Source organism: Micromonospora sp. NPDC048999 (assembly GCF_040649295.1).
Classification (GTDB): Bacteria; Actinomycetota; Actinomycetes; order Mycobacteriales; family Micromonosporaceae; genus Micromonospora.
In genome coordinates, this window is record NZ_JBEZFI010000009.1 from 1 (window position 1) to 24,108 (window position 24,108).

Below are 24,108 nucleotides of genomic sequence, written 5' to 3' on the forward strand. Positions count from 1 at the left end.
CGTCACGACCAGATCCGTGCCCAACCCGCCAACCACGAGGAACGCGACCACCATCAGCCGCACGATCAGCCACGCCCGACCACGACCCGCGGCACACAGCCCACGCATCATCCGACCTGATCCGTACGCAGCTTGCCGGCCAGGATGAGCCGGCCGCGCCGGACCTGGACGACGGCGTAGGTTTCGTAGACCGCGACCACGCGCGGGACGGCTCGTCGCACCGTCTACCTCCATGCTCTTGTGCCCGGCCTTTGGCGGTGACGGACCGTAGCACGTCGCCGTTGCTGATCCCACCGTCAGCCGGATACCCGCTGAGCAGGGCTGACGGAGAGGTAGCGGCTGTCAGCTTCCGATGCACGGCCGTTCCGTGCGGCCCGGACGGAACGCGTCGGGCATCTCCCCTTCGGTGTCAAGCTGGCGCGACATCCATACGCTGACGCCGGAGGTGGCCCCATGCGGCAGGCACGTCGGCAACGGCTGGCACAGCGCCGGGAAGCGCGGGCGCTGCACTGGTCCCGCGCGGGCCGGCACGCATGGGCGATCCACCTGGCGAACGAGGCGGTCGCGCTGCGGCGGCCGATCGCCGAGCAGCACCCGGCGGCGATGGCACGAGCGCTCGCCGTTCGGGCCGTGTGTCTGCACGTCAGGGGACGTACGGCCGAGGCGGCACGCGATGTCGACGAGTGTCTGGCCTACCTTCTAGGCCAGGTGGATGACGTAGCGGGCACGGCCGACGTCGCGTCGCTGCTCGGGCAGGCGGGCCACACCGACGAGGCAATGGCGCTGGTCGAGCGGCTGCTCGCCGACGCCGAGACGCTTCCGCGACCGCGTCCGCCGGCGCCGCTGCTGGTGTACGGCGAGCTTCTGCTCCGGCGCGGGCGTGCCGAGGATGCCCGCGCCGCGCTGCGCGAGGCGTACGCGGCGGCTGAGGGGTCCGGCCTGCGGCTACGGGCGAGCGGCCTGCTCTTCGAGGCGCTCGCCGCCGCCGGACGCCTCGATGAACTCGAGGAGCACGCGTTTCGCGATCTGTGGCTGTTCGCGGTCAACGCCTGGGGGAACGTCCCTGGGCGCCTGCGATACATCCACCTGCTCGAACTGCTGGCACGCCAGGACCTCGTCTCCGACCGCCTTCCGCCCATGGCGATGGCGATCGCGAAGCAGTACCGGAAGCTGCTTCGCCAGCAACGCCGACGGTGGATCCTGGTGGCGGCCCGCGCGGTGTTGACCGGCCGCTTGCGCGGGCTGCCGGAGCGGCCGCGAGCGGCTGGGCCGTTGGACGCCGGCCGGGCAGCCGTTCTCGCCCACCTGGCGCGGGCCGAGGCCGACATCGAGCGGTGCCGCGAGTCCGGCGATGCCCGCGCGTTGTCGGAGGCCTGGGGCGCGCTGGCCCGGGCCCGCTGGCAGGCCGGCGGGCAGCGCAGCGCCGCCCTGGAGGCACAGCGCACCGCGCTCGCGGCCACCCGCCGGTGGGCCGAGGAAGACCCCGACAAGGCCCGGCCGGCGCTGGTCAGGCACTTGCGGCGGTTCGCGGAGTTCGCCGGCACCGTCGGGCTGCACTCCGATGCACAGCTGGCCCGGGCGGAGGCCGAGCAGCTGGACGGTGTCGGCGGGTAAGCGGCGACGTCGGGTTCAGTGGCCGGGTTGGACGAGACCGCACTCGTAGGCGAAGACGGCGGCCTGGACCCGGTCGCGCAGGCCGAGCTTGGCGAGGATGCGGGTCACGTGGGTCTTGACCGTCGGCTCGCTCAGGAATAGCTCCGCGCCGATCTCCGCGTTGGAGCGGCCGCGGGCGATGAGACCCAGCACCTCGAGCTCGCGCGGGGTCAGCGTCTCCAGCCCGGCGGGTCGGCCCGAACCGGGTCGCGGACGACGTACGTACTCCTCGATCATCCGTCGGGTGATCTCCGGGGCCAGCAGCGCGTCGCCTGCGGCGACCGTGCGGACGGCTCCGGCGAGTTCGCGCGGCGGTGCGCTCTTGAGTAGGAAGCCGCTCGCCCCGGCGCGCAATGCCTGATAGACGTACTCGTCCTCGTCGAAGGTGGTGAGGATGAGCACCCGCGCCGGGCAGCGCCGGCCCCGCAGCAGGCGGCGGGTCGCCTCGATTCCGTCCATGCGCGGCATCCGGATGTCCATGAGGATGACATCGGGCAGCAGGGTCAACGCGCTGTCGACCGCCTCAGCGCCGTCGGCCGCCTCACCGACGACCTCGATGTCGTCCTGGCCGTCGAGAATGGATCGGAAGCCGCCGCGGACCAGGGCCTGGTCGTCCACGAGCAGGACCCGGATCATCGGGGGGCCGCCTGCAGGGGCAGCCTCGCGGCCACCGCGAAGCCGCCGTCGCTGGCGTGTCCGGCCTCCAGGGTGCCCCCGTAGAGCCCCACCCGCTCACGCATTCCGAGCAGCCCGTGGCCGACCCCGTTCGGGTCCGGTCCCGTGACCGCACCCGTGCGTCCGGTGTCCCGCACGTTCACTCGCACGGACTGCTCGTCGTAGTGCACCATCACGTGCGCCGTGGTGGGCGCGGCGTGCTTGAGCGCATTGGTGAGTGCCTCCTGCACGATCCGGTAGACGGCCAGGTCCACGCCGGGCGGCAGCGGGTGCGCCGGGCCCTCCACGGTGAGCTTGACCGGCAGGCCGATGCCGGCCATGTGGTCAACCAACTCGGCCAGGTCCGCGGTGCCCGGCTGCGGCTTGAGTGCGAGCCGCGTCCCTTCCCCACGTAGCAGGCCGAGCATCCGGCCCAGCTCGCCGACCGCCTGCCGTCCGGTCTCCTGCACCGAGCGCAGCGGCGCGTGCGCCTTGGCGGGATCGCGGTCGAGCAGGTCTTCGGCGGCGCCCGCCTGGACGACCATGACGCTGACGCAGTGGGCGACGATGTCGTGCAGTTCGCGGGCGATGCGGGAGCGCTCCTCGGCGAGCGCGACCTGGATCGCCTCCTCCCGCTCGGCCTCCAGCCGCTGGGCCCGGGCCCGGTCGTCGGAGTGGCTGCGGGCCCGGGCGCGCAGCACCCGACCGGCGACGAGGACGATGACGAACGGCACCGCGGCGAACGGGATGTTGCTGACGGTGCCAGCGTCCGGGTTGCGCAGCATCACGACGACGACCGTGGTGGCGGTGGCCGCGACGCCGAGCCAGGCGGGAGTGCGCTCACTGTGCCGGGCCACCGAGTACGTGGCGATCAGCAGCGGCAGGAAGCCGCCCCACAGTGTGAACGTCAGCGGGGTGGCCAGCATCGGTGCGGTGATCGCGACCGCGACGACCACGGCCGTGGCGAGCGGCGCCAGCCTCCGCAGCGCCAGCACCAGCGCCGCCACGAGGGTGGACACCACCACGGGCGGCATGGGGCCGTATCGGGTCGAGTTGTCGAGGTCGAAGAGGATGTCGAGCTGGGCGAAGACCGTGATCGCGAGCGCGAGCAGCGCGTCGGGCAGCAACGCCGCCGGCCTGCGCCGCAGCCAGGCCCGCGCCTCCGACTCCGCTCGCGCCGGCGACTCAACGGGAGCCGTCCACAGCATCACACCCGCACGCTACCGGCGGGCGGGCCCGGGTGGCGTCATCCGCGGGTCGTATTCGTCCCGCACGGATCGCGACCCGGGAACCACCCGGTACCGACCGCGGCACGACGACGCACCGGCTCCGCCGCGCCGACGCTGATGTCAGACCGCCGAGGGGCGGTGCGACCCAGGAGGAGACCATGACTGTGAACCTCAAGCGCCTGGCCGGATGGGCGCTCATCGTCGGCACGATCGTCGCGGCGTTCGGCTACCTCGCCGCCAACCTCCTCGCGCCGGGCAGCGGCGACGAGGTCTTCCGCTACCACCTCTGGCCGTTGTTCGAGGGGATCGCGATCGGCGGGAACGTCATCATCGCGCTCGGGCTGCCGGTGATCCTGACCTTCGCGCGACGGGCGCCGAAACTGCACATCGTCGGCTACCTCGGCATCTTCGCCGCGCTGGCGATGTTGGACATCGGCGAGGGTGTCATCGAGGGGTTCGTCAAGCCGTACCTGGTCGACCACGGCGGCATCCCCACCGACGAGCCCGCCGGCTTCGCCGTCTTCGGGGGCGTCGCGCTGCTCAGCCTGATTGTCGGCGGAATCTGCCTCGGCATCGCCGTGCTGCGTGCCCGGACGCTGCCGTGGTGGATCGGCGTCGCGCTGATCGTCTCGTGCCTGCTCGGCGCCCTCGGGCTGCCCGGGGCCTGGTTCATCCTCCCCGACGACGTCTTCTTCGCCGCGCTGTTCGCGATCGGCATCTACGCCGTACGGGACCGCAGCGAGGTAGCCACGGGGAGCGTCGCCGAGCCGGCCGCCGTCTGACGCCCTGGGGGCCAGCCGCATGGTGACCTGCCCGGCGTGGCGGACCAGCCGGGCGGGCACCGACGGCGGCGGGACCACCCACCGAAGGGCGCGGGCTGTGTAGAACAGCTCTCCGTGGGTATGCGCGCGCAGCTATCGACGGCGTTCGCCCGGCGGGGCGTACGAGAGGGGCGTGCGATGACTCATATGGCACAGCCGGAAGCCGATGGTGAGTTCGACTTCTGGCGCAACCACGCACATATCTCTCTGCAGCCCGTCGCGGCGCCGTCGATCCTGGGGCTCTTCGGCTTCGCGGCGGCCACCTTCATCGTCGCCACCAACCTCGCGGGTTGGTACGGCAACACGACCTCGACGCCAACGTTCCTGTTTCCCTTCGCCGCTTTCGCCGGCGGACTGGCGCAGTTGCTGGCCGGGATGTGGGCGTACCGGGCACGGGATGGGTTGGCTACGGCGATGCACGGCATCTGGGGTTCGTTCTGGCTCGCGTACGGACTGCTCTACCTGCTGGTGGCCGTCGGGGTGCTGGCACCGCCGACCCCGTTCGTGGCGCTCGGCTACTGGTTCGTGGCCCTCGCCGCCATCACCTGGTCCGGGGCGGTTGCCGCGCTGGCGGAGAATCTCGGGCTCGCCGCCGTGCTGGCGACGCTCGCCGCCGGCGCCACCTGCCTGGCGGTTGGTCAGCTCGCCAACAGCTCGGGCTGGCGTACCACGGGCGCTTGGATCTTCATCGTTTCGGCTGCTCTGGGCTGGTATGTCGCCACAGCGATGATGCTGGAGGGCACCTTCCGCCGGATCGTCCTGCCACTTGGCAAGAGGCGTGGCCCGAATGTGCCGGGTCAGTCTCCGCGGCAGGTCATCCAGTTCGTGGCCGGTGAGCCGGGCGTCAAGGTCGGTCAGTGACCGCTCCGGGCCGGCGCGCATAGGAGTAGCCGCAGCAGACGTGGCGGAATGGCGGCGGGCAGGAGGTCGGCGGGATGGTTCCGCTGCGATCGGCGTCCGGGCGCACCCTGGCGCTCCTGCTCCTGACCGTGCTTCCGCCAACGCTGGAGGCGGTGCTGTCGACCCACTACGGGCTACGTTCCGTGGTGGGGCTTGCTCCGCAGGCGAGCGCCCTACCGCCCTTCGCGACCTTTCACGACCTGCGATGGATTTCCGTCTACCACAACTCGTGGCCACAGTTTGCCGGGGAACTTGCCGTCTCGGTCGTGGTACGTGGCCTGTGGGTCACCGCGATCGTGCTGGTCGCCTGGCCGTCACACCTGCGGCCCCGACCGCCGTGGGGCCGGGCGCTCCTCACCGGGGTCACCGGCACCGCTGCGCTGACGGTCGCCATGCTGCCCTGGGCGGCGGTCTCGGTGGCACTCAGCGCGACGTCCCTGTCCTGGTTCTTCGTCGGCGGCGTGGGTACCGTATTCGTGCTTGCCCTCGTCATGCAGCGGGCCGGTCTGGTGTCCACCTGGTGGCGGGGGGCGCCGCCGTTGGCCGGCGCGCTCTGGGCTGCGCTGGCGTTCCTGATCCTGACCATCGCATCGGTGCTCGTCTCCACCGCGCCCGACCCGTCGCCGATTGTGCTGGCTGCCCTCTTCGGCGCGGTGAACGGCTGGCTCTGGCGCCGTCTGCTGCCGGCGGTGCTCGTGGCGCGCGTTCGGCTTGTCCGGGTTCCGGTCGCTCCGCTGGTTGCCGTCGGGCTCGTGGTCGGCATCGCCCCGGCCGGGTTCCTGGGCCGGGCCGCTCTCCAGGATGCCGGGCAACCGCCGGTCCCGCTACCTGCTCGGCGGAACGGAGACCCACCCCAGGCGATCATCTACGTCGACGGGTTTGATTCAGTCGGCGACGGCGGCTCGATCGACGGCGGCGGGCAGGCTGCCGACAGCATCCCGTTCGAGCTGTTCTCCTACGCCGGTCTCGACGCACAAGGGCGACCGCTGCCGTATCAGGCCGAGCAGACCCAGCAGTCGCTGGAGCGCAGCGCGGAACTGCTCGACGCCCAGGTCACAAAGCTGCACAGCCGCACCGGCAAGCCCGTGGCGCTGCTCGGAGACAGCGAGGGCACCCTCGTCGTCCGGACCTACCTGCAGACCCGCCCGCACCCGGATGTGGTCGCGGCCGTTCTGCTCAGCCCACTGCCCAACCCCGCCGCGGCGAGCTACCCGCCACCCGTCGCCCGGCACGGTTGGGGGTTGGCCACCGGCGCCCAGCTGCAGGCGATCATGGCGGCCGTCAGATGGTCCAGCGGCCTCCGGATCGACACCGACGCGCCGTTCCTCCGTTCGCTCCTGGACGACCCGGGGCGCTACCGGGATCAGATGTTCTGCCCCGTCCCCGGAACACGCCTTGTGGCGTTCGTGCCCCTCGACGCCGCCCTCGCCGACCGCCCCGGCAACCCGATCGAGGTGCCCTTCGTCCTGGTGGACACCTTGCACGGGGGCGCGTACGACAGTAGTGAGGTCCGGCGGCAGATCGTCGCGTTCCTTGATGGTGAGGCGCCAGCCACGGCCGGAACAGCCGTGTACCGGGTGCTGCGGGCCGCGGCGGTCGCCTGGCAGGCACCACCGCTACGACTTCGCCTTGTCGACCCAGGTTCGGCCGGTTACGGCCCACCTCACTGCCACGCCTGAACGACTTCCTCACCCTCGCCGGACGGTGGCTCAAAGCTCTCAAGATAGCGGGCCAGTAGTCCCTCGTTGATCGGGAACGCGGCGCTGGCGTCGAAGCGCGCAGCTCGCCCGCGCAGCCGCACCCGCAGCAATGCCGGGTCGACCTGAAGGTAGATCAGGCGCCAACGCCCGCCGGCTTGCTCGATCAGCTCTTTGTATTCCCGCCGCCAGCAGTCTGCACGGCCACCGAATCGGCTGTCATCCGCGTCGCCGTGAAGGCCCACCCGACAACATTAATAGCTGCATTTAAATGCCTCCATGTATCGTGGAAGCGGCGATCACGTCGCACCGGAGCTGCGAAGTGGACCGCCAGAGTCCTCGGTGGACAACCCCTCATCCTAGGGAGGCATGTGTGCGATCTGAGCCCGGAAGCAGAAGATTCCCGTGGCGGCGACTGTTGGTCGCGGCGCTAGCCGCCGTATTGGCGGTTCCGCTAGGTGCGTCCACGGCCTCGGCCGCCGGCACCGCCGGTCAGGCGCCGGCATCGCTGAGCGCGGGGGATAGCGCGCCCGCGGGCATGACGACCGCAGCGGCCTCCGCCGCCGCCACGGTCTGCGCCAAGGTGGCCGCCAAGGCCGGCTTCTCGTACACCGAGAACGTCAGCACCTCGGCGGGCAACGTCCGGAAGATCGTGATCGCCGTGGCGGTCGCCATGGCCGAGTCAAGCTGCAACCCGTCGGCGAAGGGCCAGAACCCCGGCTCGATCGACCGAGGCCTGTGGCAGATCAACAACTACTACCACTCCGAGGTCAGTGACGCCTGCGCCTACCAGGTCCAGTGCAACGCCAACGCGGCGTGGAACATCTCCAACCACGGCAGTAACTGGAGCCCGTGGTCCACGTACAACAACGGGGCGTGGAAGAACTACCTGGACACGGCCCGCGACGCCATCACCGGGTTCTCGTTCCAGCTGAAGAACCGGGGCGCCGGCACCTGCCTGGACGCCATCTCCTCGGACGTACGCAACGGCGGGCGGATCGCCCAGTGGCCCTGCAACAGCAACGACAGCTACCAGCAGTGGCGCGTCGTGGTCGGGGCGAACAACTACAACCCAGTGCTCCAGAACGTCGGCGCCGGCACATGCCTGGACGCCAACGCGTCCGACGTACGCAACGGCGGCGTGATCTTCCAGTGGGCCTGCAACAGCACTGGCGACGCCTTCCAACGGTGGTGGTTCTCCGGCAGCGGGCAGCTCAACACCAACGGCGACGCCAACGCCGGGCTGCACAACGCCGGTAGCGGGACGTGCCTGGACGCCCAGGCATCGGACGTCGGCCAGAACGGGAACATCATCCAGTGGGCCTGCTCCGGCAGCGACCTTTTCCAGCTCTGGAACTGACCGCGTGACAGGGCCCCGCGGGGCGCTGGCCTCAGTCCCGCGCTGCCGGGTCAAGCCATCCAGTGCCCCGCGGTGGTCCAGCCGAGCAGCCGTCGGCCCGTGCCGGCCCTGCCGTCAGGGTCGAACTTTCCGCCGCAAATAACGTGCGCAAGGCCGGTCACCGCCGGCGTCAGCCGGGTCCGCACGTGGTCAGGCTGAGCGATTTGATTACCGATCCACAGTGGTCATAGAATTTCCGTTGTCGGGCGTTTTGTTTGGGAGCGTCGGCGGAAGGCCGGGCTTGTCTGTTATTCGAGTCCGGGTGGTGCCAGGACGGTGGCGGGTGAGCCGGAAGTTGGCGTTGGCTGAGGGCGAGGCGGTGCGGACCGCGTGTGCTCGTGTGCTGCTGCGAACGGGGCTGGATGAGGCGTCCGGGGAGGTCGTGTCCCGGGCGGTGCTTGCCGAGCGGGTCGGTTGGTGTGCTGATCTGGTGGCGGGCATGGTCGGCAGTCTGCTGGCCGGGCACTGGAACGCGGCTGATGTCGGTGTGCTGGCCTCCGGTCGGGATGCGAGTGGTCGGAGGTTGCCGTCGAATGCGTGGATGGCGTTGCGGCGACTGGGCTGGGCGACCACCGTACCGGAGGGTGTGAGGGTCAATGACCGGATCGTGCGGATGGCGCAGGAGCAGGCGGGGCGTGTTCTGCGGTCGGTGAAGTGGCGCGTCGACCTGACCGCCGGGATACTGACGACCTGGCCGGCCGACCCGCGCAAGCGCACCGGCGTCGAGTGGGAGCAGCTCCGCGCGGCGATCCCGGGCGGGCAGGGTCTGGCGTCCAGTGTGATCAAGGGTCGTACCCGGCAGGCCGCCGCGTTCCTCGCCGCTAACGGTCGTTTGCCGGTGGATGTGTTCGAGTTGGAAGGCGTGCCGAGGGTTGCGCGGATGCTGCTGTTGGCCGCGTGTGACCGGCAGCAGGCCACGATCGAACGCAGTGAGACGGACCCGGGCAGGGTGCTGCTGCGCCTGCAGTTGCCGACCCGGGCTGATCCGCGTTCGTATCGGGACTGGACGTGGGTGGCCTGCCCGATCAACCTGCCACCCACCGTCCCCGCCTCAGCGGTCCTGCACCTACCCACCCTGCGCGTCACCGGCGGGACGGTGCGCGCCGATCTCGCCTACACGCATCCGGTGCCGAAGGCCAAGCACGTGGGGCATGAGGTGGCGCTGAGCGTGGACTGGGGTCTGAACACCCTCCTCAGCGCCGGAACCCTCCGCCTCGGGCCCGACGGTCGGATCACCGCGCTCGGGGCCGGTGGCCAATTCCGGGCCACTGGTGTCCTGGCCAAGCAGCATCGGCTGCGACGTCAGAGTGAGCGGCTGCATACCAAGGCCGATCACTACCAGCGGCTGATCGGCGGTGACCAGCAGCACGACCTCGCCGGAAAACATACGGTCCTGCGCGACGAGATCCAACACGTGTCCGCCCGCCGCACGAACCTGAACGACGCACTCGCCTGGTCCGCCGCCCGCTGGACCGTCGACCAGGCCATCGCCGCCACCGCGACCGTGATCTACCTGGAAGACCTCCGGTCGATGGAAGCCACGGGCATGGGCGCCACCATGAACACACGCCTGTCCCAACAGGTCCGCGGGAAGATCGCCGACCGCATCCGACACCTCGCCGCCGAGCAGGGCATCGCGGTGGTCACCGTCCCCGCCCGCAACACCTCCAAACACTGCCCGCAGTGCCTCACCCCGCTACGGCACCGTAAGGCCCCGGACCAGCCGACCGTCGCGGGCTGGAAGTGGGCCATCTGCCCCCACCCGTCCTGCGGCTGGCAGGGCGACCGCGACCACGGCGCCTGGCAGCGCATCGCCGCCCGCGGCCTCACCCACCAAGCCAAGACCGCCATCGACAAGACCAGCGGGCACATGGTGATCCGGTCGGTCGTGGACACGCTCGAAGCCGCAGCCGTCGTTACCCCCACCGCGAAAGCCAGCGGGATGGACCGGTCGAAGACCGGCCCCACCGCGCGCAAGCCAGCACGCCCCGCGCCCAGGCGACGCAGGGCACCCTCCCCCACCCGGCCCCACAGCCGGGCGGGCAAGCGTCCGGAGGGACACGCACCAACGGACCGGAAACTGCCCCGCGCAGCACACCGGCACCAGAACGTGACCACGACCAGCACACCCACCACCGGCCACCAGGCCCGAGGAGCAGCGCTGGGCGCAGGATTCCATCTCCACGCCCACGCCACCCCACCCAGGTGGGAAACGATCCCGGAACCTACTCCGAACTCACGATCGCTTAGCTGATTTGAGACGCTGGACGGCCAGCCGCTGCTCGGCGTCTGCCAGAAAGGCGGTCTGCTCCTCTCCGGCGGACAGCGACAGGAAGAACAGCATCTGCCGCCACGCGTACGCCGTGTTCTTGACCGTGGCCAGCGGTCGCGGATTGTGGTGGATACATGCCGTCAGCCGCAGCACAATCCCGTGTCGCTCAACCAGGACCAGAACAGCGCCTGACGCTCGGCCGGCAGACCCAGTCGCCGCGCCCGGTCGGTCTCGTCCGGGCGCAGCGCACCGCCCGCCGCCGGCTGGCCGGTCGCGAACCCGCCGTGGGCCACCTCCGGCGTCACCCACGTCGGCAGGCCCTTCACCGGCGTACGCGAACCGATGTTCAGCCGTCCCTCGGCCATCCCGTCCACGACCTGCTGCCAGCGGCGTACCTGCAGCTCAGCCCGCTCTCGGGTGGCCGCGTCCTCGTGCGTCCGAACGGTCGTCAGCGCACGCGCCAGCTGACCCAGCGGATAGCCCCGGCCGATGCGGATGTCGTTGTCGCTCACGCCGGCGTGGCGGGTCCCGCCCCCGCGCCCTCCGGGATTACAGCCCGGTGCTCTGCTGACTGAGCTACACGCCGCTGCCGCGAGACTGTACGCGGATCACCGCCGACCGGGCAGCCGAGATTCGAAGCAGTTGGATTGCCGCAACCCGGCCCTCGCCAGTGCTGGCGGTCGTGAAGCCGGAGAACGGTTTCCGTCAGGAAACGGGAATCCCGAGGGTGCGGGGACAGGCGGCTCTGCCGCCCGGGACGGGTGGACGCCGATGGTGGGTAACACCTCAGGCCAACCATCGAAGCAGGAGAAGATCGTGGACATTCGTACCGTTTCCCGAGCCGCGGCCGTGGCCACGCTCGCGATCGCCGGCGTGGCCAACGCCATCCCACTGGTCGTCACCGACAACGACGAGGCGCCGGCCGTGGACCAGTTCCGCGACTATGCCGCGCATTCCGGGGTGGCCGCCACGTCGAACCTCATGCTCCTCGCGTTGATCTGCCTCGTACCCGCGATGATCTACGCTGCGCGGCTGGCCCGGCGGGGCGCGCCGAAACTCGCCTTCATCGGCGGTGGGCTGTCGGCGCTGGCCTGGCTCTGCGGGCTGATGAGCATCGGCAGCTTGCAACTGGCGTTGTATGAGGGGTCGAAACTGCCCGACCAGGCGGGTGCCGCGGCGCTCGTCGACGCGATCACCGGAGATCCGGTCTACAACGCGCTGCTGTCCTCGTTCGTCCTGGCGCACATCGTCGGCATGATCATCCTGGGCGTCGCGTTGTGGCGGTCCGGCAGTGTCGCGTGGTGGGTCGGTGCTCTCTACATCCTGTACGTCGTACTGCACACCGTCGGCCACGCGGTCGGCCCGGTCGTGGACATGGCCGCCGGTGTGGTGCTGGGCCTCGGTCTGCTGGCGGTGGCGTTCCAAATCGCCCGCACCCCGAACGAGCTGTGGGACCTGCCGACCGGCGCGGATGCCCCAGCACGGCAGCCGGTCGCCGTCGCGTGATGAGCACCAGCGACCGCGCCCGTGACCAGACCGACCCTGGCCTGGTCACGGGCGCTTCCCTACGGGCCGGCCGGAGCGCACAATCAGCGGTGATGCCCGCGAAGGTGCGACTCGTCAGCTTGTCCGCGATCACCGTGGCCGTGCTGTTCGCCGTGCTGGGCCTCGCACTCATCGGCACCGGCAACCTGAGCTGGCTGTCCGTCATGCTGTCGGTCGTCGGCGGGATCTACCTCTCGGTCGCGTTCGTCGGCGCGGCGATCCTGCGGACCCGGCCTTGGAGCAGCACCGGCTGGATCTTCCTGATCTCCGGCACGGCGACGCCGGTCGCGTCCGGGCTGGGCGCCGCTTCCGACGTCGCCGTGCACCTCGGGCGCCTCCGGCTGGGCTCCTGGCTGTATCTCGTGAACACGCCCTTCGCGCTGGTCGGCGTGCCGCTGGTCGCCACGTTCGGGATCCTGCTGTTCCCGGACCGGCGACTCGACACGCGGCGGCGGCGCGTACTCGGCTGGGTCTACGCGGTCGAACTCACCTTGCTGTTCGTGTGGGCGCTGCTCTCGACCGACTCCATCGACGTTCCCGGCCTCTACAACCCGATCGGCGTACCGGGCGCGGACATCCTGGTGGTCAGCATCCTCGTGCTCGGACCGTTGAGCCTGCTCGCGTGCGTCTCGCTGTGGCGGTTCGCCCGGCGGGACACCGGCCCGTACGCGATTGCCCTGCGGACCGCCGCCCGAGTGTCGTTCGTGGTGCCGGCCTCCTTCATCGCGTGTGTCGTGGCGGGGTTCACCACCGGCAACACCGCATCGATCGCGATCCTGGAAAACTGCGCGGCGATCGCGCTCGGCACCGCGGCCTGGGTCGGAATCGCCCGGCACGGCCTCTTCGACACCCGTGCGGTGCTCAACCGGGCGCTCGTCTACGGTTTCCTGAGCGTGGTGCTCGTCGCGGTGTACCTCGTGGTGGTCGTCGCACTCGGGTTCTTCGCCGGCGGGCTGGTCCCCCAGGTCGCCGCCGCCGTCGCCGCCGCGCTCGCCGTGCTGCCGCTACGCGACCTGGCGCAACGAAGGATCAACCAGATCGTGTACGGGCTGCGCGACGACCCGGCTGCCGCGTTCGCCAGGCTCGGGGACCGGCTGGACGCGGCCGGAGTGCCCGAGGACATCCTCCCGGCAGCCGCCAGTACCGTCGCCGAAGCCCTTCGGCTCAGGTATGTGGCGATCGAGGCCGGTGGCGCGATCCTGTGCCGGTACGGGCGAGTCGTGCCCGGTGTGACCGAGGAGCTTCCGTTGCCGTTCGCGGGCGAGACCATCGGGCATCTCGTGTTGCAGACCCGTGCCGACGGCGACCTGGCACCGGACGAGCGGCGGCTCCTGTCCGACCTGGCCAAGCAAGTCGCGGTGGCGGCCCGCGCGGTCGTGCTGACCCAGGAGCTGCTGGGCTCACGGCAACGCCTGGTCGCGGCGCGCGAGGAGGAGCGACGGCGGCTACGACGCGACCTGCACGACGGTCTCGGCCCCACGCTCGCCGGCATAGCGCTGGGCATCGACACGGTCCGGCGCGCGACCGGCGACGACGGGCCAACCGCGGAGCTGCTCGCCACCCTGCGGCAGGCCACCGAGGCGGCGGTCGGCGACATCCGGCGGATCGTCTACGACCTGCGGCCCCCGATCCTCGACGAGCTCGGGCTCGCCGGCGCGATCCGCGAACAGGCGATGCGGCTCGGCGCGGCCGACGTCGACGTCCCGGACAACCTGCCGCCGCTACCCGCCGCAGTCGAGGTGGCGGCGTACCGGATCGCGGTCGAGGCGCTGACCAACGCTGCCCGACACGCCCCGGGAAAGCCGGTGTCCGTACAACTCTGTGTCAACGGCCGGCTCGAACTGTCCATCGCCGACGACGGTGCCGGACTGCCCGACGGATACCGCGCCGGGGTCGGGCTGAACTCGATGCGGGAACGGGCCGCCGAACTCGGCGGCCGGTGCGTCGTGAGCCGGCGAGATCCGTGCGGCACGCTCGTACGCGCAGAATTCCCGTTGCTGGAGGCCGTGCCTTGACCGTTCGCGTACTGGTCGCCGACGACCATCCGCTGTTCCGCCAGGGCCTGCGCTCGCTCATCGCCGACTCCCCCGAGACCGAGCTGGTCGGGGCGGCCGCCGACGGCGATGAGGCGGTCGCGATCGCGCTGGCGCAACGGCCCGACGTCGTCGTGATGGATCTCCGCATGCCGGGCCTCAACGGCGTCGACGCGACCCGGAAGATCGTCTCATCGGTGCCGGAGGTCGCTGTGCTCGTGCTGACCATGGTCGAAGAAGATGCGTCGATCTTCGCCGCCATGCGCGCCGGCGCCCGGGGGTACGTGCTGAAGGGCGCCGAACCGGAGACCATCCTGCGCTCGATCCTCGTGGTGGCGGCCGGCGAGGCGATCTTCGGCTCGGCGGTCGCGGCACGGCTGACCCAGTACTTCGCTACCGGAGCGGAGCACACCACGACACCGTTTCCCGAGCTCACCAGCCGCGAACGGGACATCCTCGCCCTCATGTCGACCGGCGCGAACAACGCGACCATCGCGTCACGTCTCGGGCTTACCGAGAAGACTGTGCGCAACAACGTGTCGAACGTCTTTGCGAAGCTGCGCGTCGCGGACCGGGCGGCAGCCGTGGCCCGAGCCCGCGACGCCGGCCTCGGCTCGTCCTCGTAGCCCGATACTCACCGGGTCACCGGCGGCGGGGCGTGACCAGACCCGACTCGTACGCCCACACGACCAGTTGGGCACGGTCGCGGCAGTGCAGCTTCGTCATCGCCCGGTTGACGTGTGTCTTGGCGGTCAACGGACTGATCACCATGCGCTCGGCGATCTCGTCGTTGCTCAGCCCCCGGGCGACGAGCTCGACGATCTCCTGTTCGCGGGCGGTCAGCACGTCGCGCCCAGCCGCCGGGTCGGCCGGCGGCGGTCCGGCGACGAACTCGCCGATGAGCGTACGCGTGACCGCCGGGGCGAGCAGCGCGTCGCCGCGCGCGACGACGGCGACGGCCTGCAACAGGTCGGCGGGGTCGGCGTCCTTGAGGAGGAACCCGCTGGCGCCGGCGCGGAGCGCGGCGAAGACGTACGAGTCGAGCCCGTAGTTGGTGAGGATAAGGACGCGGACCGTGGCGAGGTCGCCATCGGCGGCGATGCGCCGGGTGGCTGCGATGCCGTCGAGCCCCGGCATCTGCACGTCCATCAGCACGATGTCCGGCCGCAGGCGTCGCGCGAGCTCGACGGCCGAAGCGCCGTCGGCGGCCTCGCCGACGACCTCCAGGTCGTCCTCCGCGTCCAGCAGCGCCCGGAATCCGGCCCGCATCAGCGCCTGGTCGTCGACGAGCAGAACCCGGATCACGCCGGCTCCTCCCTGCGGTCGGAGCCGCCACGATCCGTGACGGACTGAGCTGGTTGGACCTCGCGCACGCGCTCGGTCATGCCGGCTCTTCCAGCGGGAACGTGGCCCGTACCGCGAACCCGCCGCCGTCGTGGGCGGCGGCGTGCAGTGTGCCGCCCAGGCCGGTGACCCGTTCCCGCATGCCGCGCAGGCCCACACCCGGGGTCACCGGCCGGGCCGGCGACGCCTGGCCGTCGTCGGTCACCGAGACGGTCAGCTGCGCCGGGGCGTACTCGATGTGGATCTGGGCGGTGGCGGAGCCGGCGTGGCGGGCCACGTTGGTCAGGGCCTCCTGGACGACGCGATACCCGGCCTGGTCGACCTCGGCGGACAGGTCCCGAGGCTGCCCGGTGACGGCCACGTGCACCGGCACGCCCGTCGCCCGGGTCCGCTCGGCGAGTTCGCCCAGCCGGGTCAGCCCGACGCGGTCCCCGTCGGCGGGTGACCGCAGAACCTCCAGCGTCGCCCGCAGTTCCCGCATGGCGGCGCCGCTGGCCTCCTGGATCGCCAGCAGCGCGGCCGACGGTTCCTCGCCGTGCTTGCGGGCCAGGTGCACGGCGATCCCGGCCTGTACCTTGATCACGGAAATGCTGTGGGTCAGCGAGTCGTGCAGGTCCCGCGCGATGCGCAGCCGCTCCTCCCCGGCGCGGCGCAACGCCACCTCCTCGCGGGTGCGTTCGGCCTCGATCGCCCGCTGCTCGACCTGCGCCAGATACGCCCGGCGCTGTCGCGAGACGAGCCCGGCGACGTTGGCCGCCAGAAACCAGCCCAGCAGCAGGGCGGTTCGCTCGGCGATCTGCTGGCCGGGCCGGCCGGCGGGCGCGACCGAGACATCGTGGGCCAGGAAGCCGCCGAGGAAGACGAGGCTGGCCAGGGCGGGGGCGAATCGGTGCCCTCGCCAGGCGGCGACGTAGACCGCGCCGAGGACGGGGAACGCGGCGGACACCCCGGGGTGCACCCGGACGTGGAGAGCCAGCATGGCGGCGGTCACCACCAGCAACGTCACCACCGGGTACCGCCGGCAGACCGCCAGGGCCGCCGCCATGAGCAGGATGTGGACGACGTCGATCGCCTGCACCGGCGCGGCGTCCGCCGCGATCGCGGCGTTGCCGAGCAGCAGGACGCCGAGGACGAGGCCGCTGAGGGCGTACGGCAGATCGCGGCGCATGATCGCACTGTAGAACGGCCTACGCCAGAGAGCATCCCGCGATCGCGGTAGCTGGGGCGTACTGCGGACGCGGTATCGGCGGACGGGCAAGTGTCTGCGGTGGCACGACGTTTTCCCGGCCCGCCGAGGCAAGCATCGAGCCCATGACATACCGCTTCTTCACCCCGGCGAAGGCATCGGCGGCGGCTGGTCTCACCGCGGCGGTCTACCGGCAGCTGCGGGACGAGTTTCTCGGGCCGGTGCCCACTTTCCAGGCGCTCTCGGCCGCGCCGGAGGTGCTGGCCGCGACCTGGACGCTGATGCGCGAGGCCCTGCTCGCCGGGGACGCGTCCCGGGTCGACCGCGAGCTCGTGGCGTCGGCGGTGTCCCGGGCCAACCGCTGCCGGTTCTGCGTCGACGCCCACGTGATGCTGCTGCACGCACTCGGCGAGCACGGGCTGGCCGAGGTCATCGCCCGGGGTGAGACGCCACCGGAGCCGAGGCACGCCGAGCTCGCCGCCTGGGCCGAGGCCAGCCGCAGCCCGGTAGCCGCCGACTGGGACAGCCCGCACCGACCTGAGGTCACCGGCACACTGCTCGCCTTCCACTTCATCAACCGGATCGTCTCGGCGCTGCTGGACCCGGATCTGCTGCCTGGCGGTCTGCAGCGGTCCCCGGTGGTGCGGTCCGTTGGGGGCCGGCTCTATGCCAGGACGGCCCGGGAGCCGAAGGAGCCCGGCCGCAGCCTCTCGCTCGTCGACAGCGGCCCGGTGGCACCACCGGGTTGGGCCGGGGACAGCCCGGTCGGTGTCGCGTACGCGTCGTTGCGGGAGGTCGCCATGCACGGCGGCGAACTTCTGGGCGATGTGGCGCGCCGGACGGTCACGGCCACCGTGCGGTGGGAGGACGGACGGCACCCGGCCGAGCCCGCAGAGTGGGTCGCCGATCTGGTCCGGGACCTGCCCGACACCGACCGGGTCGGGACGCGGATCGCGCTGCTGGCGGCGTTCGCGCCCAGCGCGATCCGTACCGGCGACGTTGCCCGGTGGCGGCTGTCCCATCCGGACGACGCCGACCTCGTGCGGCTGGTCGCGTACGGGGCGATCGCGGCCACCGATCACGTCGCCCAGGCCCTGTCCCCCGCTCATCTCTAGGAGGTCACCGTGCGCAAGGCTTTCGTCGTCGTCACCACTGTGCTGCTCGTCGCGTTCGTCCTGCAGTTCGTCTTCGCTGCCGTAGGCGCGTTCACCAAGCCAGCGGGTGATGGCGCATATGTCCTGCACAGCGTCACCGGGATGGCCGTCATCCCTGTTCTCACCCTGCTCACCACCCTGTTCGCCGTGCTGGCCAAGGCGCCGGGTCGGCTCATCGGGCTGGCGATCCTGCCGCTCGGTCTCGTCGTCCTGCAGGGGCTCATCGCCATGCTCACGAACGCGGCCACCGACGCCGCGGGCGCCAGTACCCCCTTCGGCCTGATCATCGCCGGGCTGCACGCGGTCAACGGAATCATCGCGGTACACGTCGTGGTGAGTGTCCTGCGGGCGGCGCAAAGGCTGGCCAGGCCGACGCCCGCTCTGGTGCCCGTTCGAGAAGGGGCGCCCGCGTGACCGTCGGCTCGCTACTCGTGGCCGACCTCGTGATCGCGGTCCTCGCGGCCGCCGGGTGGCTGGGCGGCGGCGCCTCGGCTACCCGAGGCCGTCGGCTCGCGCTGGGGCTGGCCGTCTTCGCGCTGCTCGCCACAATCGCCCGCGCGATCACGATCACCGCGCTCGCCCGGGCCGGCTGGTGGTTCGCGGCGGAGAAGATCCTCATCGCCGCCCCACTGTCGCTCGCGGCGGTGGTGGTCGCCGGGCCGCGACTGCTGCGGGCCCCGGCCGACATCCGGTCCGTCGCGGTCCCGCTTCTCTTCGCCGGGTACGCCGCGAGCGGCGCCCTGCTCGTGACGGTCCTGCACGGCTATCCGGCGTCGGCGGGGGTGGGACTGCTCGCGGTCGCCGGGGTCGTCGCGGCCACCGCCGTCTCATGGCAGGCCCTCGGTGCGCGCCAGTCGCGGACGATGTCCCGGGCGGCCTTGGTGGTGGCGGTCGCGGCATTGGTGACCGGAACCGGGCTGACCGCCGCCCCGAATGCCGCGCCCGCCGTACCACATGATCATGGACTTGGGGATGCGCGGACCGTGGGCGAACCGACCAGGCGGTTCACCCTGACGGCCGGGACCGCCACGGTGCGCGTGAGCGGCCGCGACATCGCGGCGTGGGCGTTCAACGCCCAGGTTCCCGGGCCGGAGCTGACCGCCACCGTCGGCGACGTACTGGAGGTGACCCTGCGCAACCGGGACATCGCCCGGGGCGTCACGCTGCACTGGCACGGGTACGACGTGCCGAACGGTCAGGACGGGGTGCCCGGCGTGACGCAGGCCGCGGTGCGGCCCGGGCAGGAGTTCGTCTACCGGTTCCGCGCCGATCAGGCCGGCACGTACTGGTATCACACGCATGCGGTGTCCGACGTCGGCGTGCGGATGGGGCTCTACGGTGTCCTGGTGGTGCGCCCGGCACCGGTGACCGGCGTCGAGGTCACGGTGCCGGTGCACACGCTGGCCGGCCTTCCGCTGCCCACGTCGAAGGTGGAGCCCGTCGAGGCCGGGGCGCCCGTGCGGCTGCGGCTGATCAACACCGACAGCACGACCCACCGGTACGCGCTGTCCGGGGCCCCGTTCCGGGTCGCCGCCATCGACGGGTCCGACCTGCGAGGCCCGACGCCGCTGGTGGACACCGCCGTGCTGATCCCGGCCGGAGGCCGCTACGACCTGGTGTTCACCGCGCCCGCCGCGCCGGTGGCGCTGTTCGTCGACGGACGGCCGGTCTACTCGACCGGACCGGTGTCCGCGGCGACCGGCGCGTGGCCGGTGCTGGATCCGCTCACCTATGGCGTCAGTTTGCCGGCGCCGTGGTCCCGGTTCGACAGGGAGTTCACCCTGGTTCTCGACCGCGGCCTCGACTTGCACGGACTGCTTCCGCGGTACGCCCACACCGTCAACGGCGCGGCCGACCCGGACATCCCGCCGCAGGTCGTACGGCGCGGCGACGTCGTCAGGTTCACGATCGTGAACCGATCACTGGTGGTGCACCCGTGGCATCTGCACGGCCATCACGTCCTGGTGTTGTCCCGCAACGGAAGGCCACCGACGGGAAGTCCTTTGTGGCTGGACTCGTTCGACGTTCGCCCCGGCGATGTCTGGGGGGTGGCCTTCCTGGCCGACAACCCCGGAATGTGGGCCAACCACTGCCACAACCTGGCGCACGCCGACGCCGGAATGACGCTGCACCTGATGTACGGGTAGGGCCCCGTTGCGAACACCCTCGGCCATTCGCAACCGGCATCCGAGAGTTTTCCGGCACCTTGACAATCGCAAGTAAGGTTAGGTTAACCTAACCGGCATGAGCGAGGGGTACAGCCGCGCCGAGGGACTTCGGGGTGTGGACCTGCGTCTGGGTTACCACGGCACGACCGTGGTCCACGACGCGGCGATCGCGCTACGTCCCGGCGCGGTGACGGCGCTGGTCGGGCCGAACGGCAGTGGCAAGTCGACGCTGCTGCGCGGGCTGGCCCGGCTGCATCCGTTGGAGCGGGGCGACGTGCTGCTCGCCGACGGCGCCTCGGCCCGCGCCCTGTCCGCCCGGCAGTTCGCCCGCCGGGTCACCCTGCTCGCGCAGAGCCGCCCCACCCCGAGCGGTGTCACCGTGCGGGACGTGGTCGGCTACGGGCGGCACCCCTACCGGGGCCGGTGGCGGGCCGACGACCCCGATGGCCCGGCCGAGATCGGTCGGGCCATGGCGGTCACCGGTGTCGCCGCGATGGCGGACCGGCCGGTCGACGAGCTCTCCGGCGGGGAGTTGCAGCGGGTGTGGCTGGCCACCTGCCTGGCTCAGGACACCGCCGTACTCCTGCTCGACGAGCCGACCACCTTCCTCGACCTGCGCTATCAGGTGGAGATCCTCGACCTGATGCGGGACCTGGCCGACACCGACGCCGTCGCCGTCGGTGTCGTCCTGCACGACCTCAACCAGGCCGCCGCCGTCGCCGATCACGTGGTCCTCCTGCACGGCGGACGCGTGCGGGCCGCCGGCCCGCCCCGGGACGTGCTCACCGAGGACGCCCTCGCCGAGACGTACGGGATCCGGATCGAGGTGACCGCCGACCCGGTCACCGGGCTGCTCTCCACGCGACCCGTCGGGCGGCACACCACCCGGGCCGTCGCCTGACCTCAACCTGTCCACGAACAGAAAAGAAACCATGATGCGTACGCGCGCGACCGTCCTGGTCGCCGCCGCCGCGCTGCTGCTCGGCGCCTGCGGCACCACCGAAACCCCCGCGGCCGACCCGCCCGCCTCCGAATCCGCGTCCAGCGGCCCGGTCACCGTCACCGACAGCCGTGGCCAGACCGTCACCCTGAAGGCGCCGGCCAGCAAGGTCGTCGGGCTGGAGTGGGGCGAGGTCGAGATGCTGGTCAGCCTCGGCGTCATGCCGGTCGGCGTCGCCGCCCCCAAGGGGTACGCCACCTGGGTCAGCGCCGCCAAGCTCGACCGGAGCGTCAAGGACGTCGGCACCCGGGGCGAGCCGAGCGTCGACTCGATCGTCGCGTTGCAGCCCGACCTGGTCGTGATGGAGGCGGAGCGGGGTGCGGCGCTGGTCACCCAGCTCGAGAAGTACGTCCCGGTGCTGGTCACCAGGGGCAGCGACGCCTCGGACAACCTCGGCCGGATGCGGTCCGACCTCAACATGATCGCCACCGCGACCGGCAAGTCCGCCGAGGCGCAGAAGCTCCTCGCCGACCTTGACGCCGCCATCGCCGACGGCAAGCAGAAGATCGCCGACGCCGGCGCGGCCGGTCAGCAGTTCGCCATCGCCGACGGCTGGAAGGAGGGAAGTACGGTCTCGATCCGGATGTTCGGCCAGGGCGCGCTCGTCTCCCAGGTCGGCATCCAGCTCGGCCTGAAGAACGCCTGGACCGGCAAGACCGACGAGATGTGGGGGCTGGGCCAGACCGACGTCGAAGGGCTGACCGTCCTCAAGGGTCCGGACCTGCACTTCTTCTACAACGCCTCGGACAACGACGACGTCTTCGCCGACGGGCTCAGCGGCAACGCGATCTGGAAGTCGCTGCCGTTCGTGCAGCAGCACAAGCTGCACCGGATGCCGGACGGTATCTGGACCTTCGGTGGTCCGCTCTCCGCCACGCAGTACATCGACCAGTTCGTCAAGGTCTACGCGGCTTGAGCCAGCTCAGCGCCCCGGCCCGGTCGGAGCCGGCCACCCAGCCGGCCCCGACCGGGCCGCTCTCCCGCCGCCGGGTCGCCGGCGTGTTCGTCCTCGCCGCCGCGCTGTTCGTGGTGATCACGCTGGTGCACCTCACCCAGGGCACCTCGTCGGTCGGTGCGCTCGACCTGCTGCGCCTGCTCACCGGCGCCGACGACGACACCGCCCGGGTCCTGGTCGCCTCCCGCATCCCCCGCCTGCTCGCCGGGCTTGCCGTCGGCGTCGCGCTGGGTGCCGCCGGTGCCGCCCTCCAGTCGTTGACCCGCAATCCGCTCGCCTCCCCGGACACCCTCGCGGTCAACGCGGGGGCGCACCTGGCGATCGTCGTCGCGGCGGCGTTCGGGCTCGCGCTGCCGGCGTTGCCCGCCGGCGGGCTCGCGTTCTGCGGTGGCCTCGCCGCGGCCGGGCTCGTGATGGCGTTGTCGGCCGGCGGACAGGCCGCGACGACCCGGCTGATCCTCGCCGGGTCGGCCACCGCGATGGCTCTCAGCTCGGTCACCATGCTGCTGATGCTCCTCTTCGAACAGGCCACCATCGGCCTGTTCGCCTGGGGCAACGGTTCGCTCGTGCAGGCCGACCTGACCGCGTTCACCCAGCTCGCCCCGGTCATCGGCCTCGCCGTGCTGCTGCTCGTGGTGCTCGGACACCGGCTGGACATCCTCGCCCTCGGCGACGACACCGCCACCGTGCTCGGGCTGGACGTGCGGCGTACCCGGCTCACGGTCGTCCTGCTCGCGGTGCTGCTCTCCGCCGCCGCGGTCACCCTCGCCGGGCCGATCGGCTTCGTCGGGCTCTGCGCGCCGGTGATCGTACGGCTGCTCGGCCGGGTGGTGCCCGGGGTGCACCGGCACCGGGTCCTACTGCCGCTGTCGAGCATCGTCGGGGTGGTCATCGTGCTCGGCTCCGATGTGCTGCTGCGGGCCGTGCTCGGCGGCCAGGCCGGGGTGGACGTGCCGACCGGCGTGGTCACCACGCTGTTCGGCGCGGCGCTGCTGGTCTGGCTGGCCCGGCGGCACCGGGACGCCGGGCCGACCCGCCGGCCCCCGGGCGGGCACGCCGCCGTCCGGTCCCACGCGTTCCACCGCACCGTGGTCACGGCGTGCGCGGTGGCGGCCGTCAGCGCGGTGGTGCTCGGCATGCTCGCCGGAGACACCTGGGTCCTGGTCGGCGACATCGCCAACTGGGTGCAGGGCCGCACCGGCCCGGCGTACACCTTCGTGCTGGACCAGCGGTGGCCGCGGGTCGCGGCGGCGGCGCTGGCCGGCGCGGCGCTCGCGATGGCCGGCACCACGGTGCAGGCGGTGTGCCGCAACCCGCTCGCCGAACCAGGCATCCTGGGCATCACCGGTGGGGCCGGGATCGGTGCGGTGTCCCTGCTGACCTTCGTCCCGCTGGCCGGCGTGGCCGCCATCTCCGCGGCGGCCGGGGTCGGCGCGATCGTGGCGTTCGCCCTGGTCTACGGGCTGTCCCGCTACCGCGGCCTGAGCTCCGACCGGCTCGTCCTGATCGGCTTCGGGGTGTGGCAGGGCGGCACCGCGATCATCACGTTCATCATCGTCACCTCCGACCCGTGGAACACCGGCAAGGCGCTGACCTGGCTCTCCGGCTCCACCTACGGGCGGACGGCCCCGCAGGTGCTGCCGGTGGCGATCGCCCTGCTGGTCAGCATCCCGGCGGTGATCGCGGCCCGCCGGGACCTCGACCTGCTCGCGTTGGACGACGACACGCCCCGGGTGCTCGGGGTCCGGCTGGACCGTGCCCGGCTGCTCGCCCTGGGCGCGGCGGCGCTGCTCACCTCCACGGCCGTCTCGGCGGTCGGCGTGATCGGCTTCGTCGGCCTGGTCGCCCCGCACGCGGCGCGGGCGCTCGTCGGTGGCCGGCACGCCCGGGTGCTCCCGGTGGCGGTGCTGCTCGGGGCGGTCGTGGTCAGTCTCGCCGACACCCTCGGCCGCACCGTCATCGCGCCCGCCCAGGTGCCCGCCGGGCTGGTCACCGCCATGATCGGCACCCCGTACTTCGTGTGGCTGTTGTGGCGCTCGCGCGGCGCGCCGGCCCGCCCTCGATGAGATTCCGCCACCGGCTGGCCGGTGCCCGTTAT

The 24,108-nt window shown here is 71.7% G+C and carries 22 protein-coding genes and 1 tRNA gene; 15 read left to right on the forward strand and 8 right to left on the reverse strand.

What is annotated here, in order from left to right; translation table 11 throughout:
• Positions 1 to 453 precede the first annotated feature (453 nt).
• Positions 454 to 1,614, forward strand: a complete 1,161-nt coding sequence (locus AB0C02_RS13335) for a hypothetical protein (protein ID WP_357547737.1) — start codon at positions 454 to 456, stop codon at positions 1,612 to 1,614.
• Between the two features lie 15 nt (positions 1,615 to 1,629).
• Here AB0C02_RS13335 and AB0C02_RS13340 read toward each other — a convergent pair whose 3' ends face one another.
• Both AB0C02_RS13340 and AB0C02_RS13345 read right to left on the reverse strand, forming a co-directional pair.
• Positions 1,630 to 2,289 carry a response regulator transcription factor gene (locus AB0C02_RS13340; protein ID WP_357547738.1) on the reverse strand — a complete coding sequence of 220 codons (660 nt, stop codon included), beginning with the start codon at positions 2,287 to 2,289 and terminating at the stop codon, positions 1,630 to 1,632.
• Positions 2,286 to 3,515, reverse strand: coding sequence for a sensor histidine kinase (locus AB0C02_RS13345; protein ID WP_357547954.1), 1,230 nt, complete (start codon positions 3,513 to 3,515; stop codon positions 2,286 to 2,288). The genes AB0C02_RS13340 and AB0C02_RS13345 overlap by 4 nt, the downstream gene beginning before the upstream one ends.
• 179 nt (positions 3,516 to 3,694) lie before the next feature.
• Here AB0C02_RS13345 and AB0C02_RS13350 point away from each other — a divergent pair, with 179 nt between their 5' ends.
• The 3 genes from AB0C02_RS13350 (at position 3,695) to AB0C02_RS13360 (ending at position 6,936) form a co-directional block, all read left to right on the forward strand.
• Positions 3,695 to 4,318 (forward strand): hypothetical protein, encoded by a 624-nt coding sequence (locus tag AB0C02_RS13350; RefSeq protein ID WP_357547739.1) that lies wholly within the window; start codon positions 3,695 to 3,697, stop codon positions 4,316 to 4,318.
• Positions 4,319 to 4,354: 36 nt separating this feature from the next.
• Positions 4,355 to 5,218, forward strand: coding sequence for a GPR1/FUN34/YaaH family transporter (locus AB0C02_RS13355; RefSeq protein WP_357547740.1), 864 nt, complete (start codon positions 4,355 to 4,357; stop codon positions 5,216 to 5,218).
• 74 nt (positions 5,219 to 5,292) lie between these two features.
• Entirely contained in the window at positions 5,293 to 6,936 is a 1,644-nt protein-coding gene (locus tag AB0C02_RS13360; RefSeq protein ID WP_357547741.1) for a hypothetical protein, read from the forward strand.
• Here the strand turns inward: AB0C02_RS13360 and AB0C02_RS13365 are convergent.
• Positions 6,921 to 7,199 carry a hypothetical protein gene (locus tag AB0C02_RS13365; RefSeq protein WP_357547742.1) on the reverse strand — a complete coding sequence of 93 codons (279 nt, stop codon included), beginning with the start codon at positions 7,197 to 7,199 and terminating at the stop codon, positions 6,921 to 6,923. The two genes, AB0C02_RS13360 and AB0C02_RS13365, sit on opposite strands and share 16 nt — an antisense overlap.
• Positions 7,200 to 7,492: 293 nt before the next feature.
• Here AB0C02_RS13365 and AB0C02_RS13370 point away from each other — a divergent pair, with 293 nt between their 5' ends.
• Together AB0C02_RS13370 and AB0C02_RS13375 are read left to right on the forward strand one after the other, a co-directional pair.
• Positions 7,493 to 8,314, forward strand: coding sequence for an RICIN domain-containing protein (locus AB0C02_RS13370; protein ID WP_357547743.1), 822 nt, complete (start codon positions 7,493 to 7,495; stop codon positions 8,312 to 8,314).
• A 322-nt stretch (positions 8,315 to 8,636) separates the two neighbouring features.
• Complete coding sequence (locus AB0C02_RS13375; RefSeq protein WP_357547744.1) at positions 8,637 to 10,607, forward strand: zinc ribbon domain-containing protein; 1,971 nt, start codon at positions 8,637 to 8,639, stop codon at positions 10,605 to 10,607.
• Here AB0C02_RS13375 and AB0C02_RS13380 read toward each other — a convergent pair.
• The 3 genes from AB0C02_RS13380 to AB0C02_RS13390 form a co-directional block, all read right to left on the reverse strand.
• Positions 10,590 to 10,778 carry a hypothetical protein gene (locus AB0C02_RS13380; protein WP_357547745.1) on the reverse strand — a complete coding sequence of 63 codons (189 nt, stop codon included), beginning with the start codon at positions 10,776 to 10,778 and terminating at the stop codon, positions 10,590 to 10,592. The two genes, AB0C02_RS13375 and AB0C02_RS13380, sit on opposite strands and share 18 nt — an antisense overlap.
• Positions 10,766 to 11,137: a hypothetical protein gene (locus tag AB0C02_RS13385; RefSeq protein WP_357547746.1), complete on the reverse strand. Its 372-nt coding sequence runs from the start codon at positions 11,135 to 11,137 to the stop codon at positions 10,766 to 10,768. Before AB0C02_RS13385 ends, AB0C02_RS13380 begins: the two co-directional genes overlap by 13 nt.
• Position 11,138: 1 nt before the next feature.
• Positions 11,139 to 11,211 (reverse strand) — tRNA-Tyr (locus AB0C02_RS13390).
• 230 nt (positions 11,212 to 11,441) lie between these two features.
• Here AB0C02_RS13390 and AB0C02_RS13395 point away from each other — a divergent pair.
• The 3 genes from AB0C02_RS13395 to AB0C02_RS13405 all read left to right on the forward strand — a co-directional run bounded on the left by AB0C02_RS13395 (position 11,442) and on the right by AB0C02_RS13405 (position 14,829).
• Entirely contained in the window at positions 11,442 to 12,131 is a 690-nt protein-coding gene (locus AB0C02_RS13395) for a hypothetical protein (protein ID WP_357547747.1), read from the forward strand.
• 92 nt (positions 12,132 to 12,223) lie between these two features.
• A complete protein-coding gene (locus tag AB0C02_RS13400; RefSeq protein ID WP_357547748.1) occupies positions 12,224 to 14,185 on the forward strand; it encodes a histidine kinase in 1,962 nt (653 codons plus the stop codon).
• A complete protein-coding gene (locus tag AB0C02_RS13405; protein ID WP_357547749.1) occupies positions 14,182 to 14,829 on the forward strand; it encodes a response regulator transcription factor in 648 nt (215 codons plus the stop codon). The genes AB0C02_RS13400 and AB0C02_RS13405 overlap by 4 nt, the downstream gene beginning before the upstream one ends.
• 16 nt (positions 14,830 to 14,845) lie before the next feature.
• Here AB0C02_RS13405 and AB0C02_RS13410 read toward each other — a convergent pair whose 3' ends face one another.
• Positions 14,846 to 15,508, reverse strand: a complete 663-nt coding sequence (locus AB0C02_RS13410) for a response regulator transcription factor (protein ID WP_357547750.1) — start codon at positions 15,506 to 15,508, stop codon at positions 14,846 to 14,848.
• Positions 15,509 to 15,584: 76 nt separating this feature from the next.
• Positions 15,585 to 16,715, reverse strand: a complete 1,131-nt coding sequence (locus tag AB0C02_RS13415) for a sensor histidine kinase (RefSeq protein ID WP_357547751.1) — start codon at positions 16,713 to 16,715, stop codon at positions 15,585 to 15,587.
• Positions 16,716 to 16,858: 143 nt separating this feature from the next.
• Between AB0C02_RS13415 and AB0C02_RS13420 the strand changes: the two genes are divergently transcribed.
• The 6 genes from AB0C02_RS13420 to AB0C02_RS13445 all read left to right on the forward strand — a co-directional run bounded on the left by AB0C02_RS13420 (position 16,859) and on the right by AB0C02_RS13445 (position 24,076).
• Positions 16,859 to 17,848: a carboxymuconolactone decarboxylase family protein gene (locus AB0C02_RS13420; protein WP_357547752.1), complete on the forward strand. Its 990-nt coding sequence runs from the start codon at positions 16,859 to 16,861 to the stop codon at positions 17,846 to 17,848.
• Positions 17,849 to 17,857: 9 nt separating this feature from the next.
• Complete coding sequence (locus AB0C02_RS13425) at positions 17,858 to 18,301, forward strand: DUF6220 domain-containing protein (RefSeq protein ID WP_357547753.1); 444 nt, start codon at positions 17,858 to 17,860, stop codon at positions 18,299 to 18,301.
• The gene (locus AB0C02_RS13430; RefSeq protein ID WP_357547754.1) at positions 18,298 to 20,034 is read left to right on the forward strand and encodes a multicopper oxidase family protein; all 1,737 of its coding nucleotides are present in this window, start codon (positions 18,298 to 18,300) and stop codon (positions 20,032 to 20,034) included. The genes AB0C02_RS13425 and AB0C02_RS13430 overlap by 4 nt, the downstream gene beginning before the upstream one ends.
• A gap of 97 nt (positions 20,035 to 20,131) precedes the next feature.
• Positions 20,132 to 20,956 carry an ABC transporter ATP-binding protein gene (locus AB0C02_RS13435; RefSeq protein WP_357547755.1) on the forward strand — a complete coding sequence of 275 codons (825 nt, stop codon included), beginning with the start codon at positions 20,132 to 20,134 and terminating at the stop codon, positions 20,954 to 20,956.
• Positions 20,957 to 20,987: 31 nt separating this feature from the next.
• Positions 20,988 to 21,971, forward strand: coding sequence for an iron-siderophore ABC transporter substrate-binding protein (locus AB0C02_RS13440; RefSeq protein ID WP_357547756.1), 984 nt, complete (start codon positions 20,988 to 20,990; stop codon positions 21,969 to 21,971).
• Positions 21,968 to 24,076 (forward strand): iron ABC transporter permease, encoded by a 2,109-nt coding sequence (locus AB0C02_RS13445; protein WP_357547757.1) that lies wholly within the window; start codon positions 21,968 to 21,970, stop codon positions 24,074 to 24,076. The genes AB0C02_RS13440 and AB0C02_RS13445 overlap by 4 nt, the downstream gene beginning before the upstream one ends.
• Positions 24,077 to 24,108 lie beyond the last annotated feature (32 nt).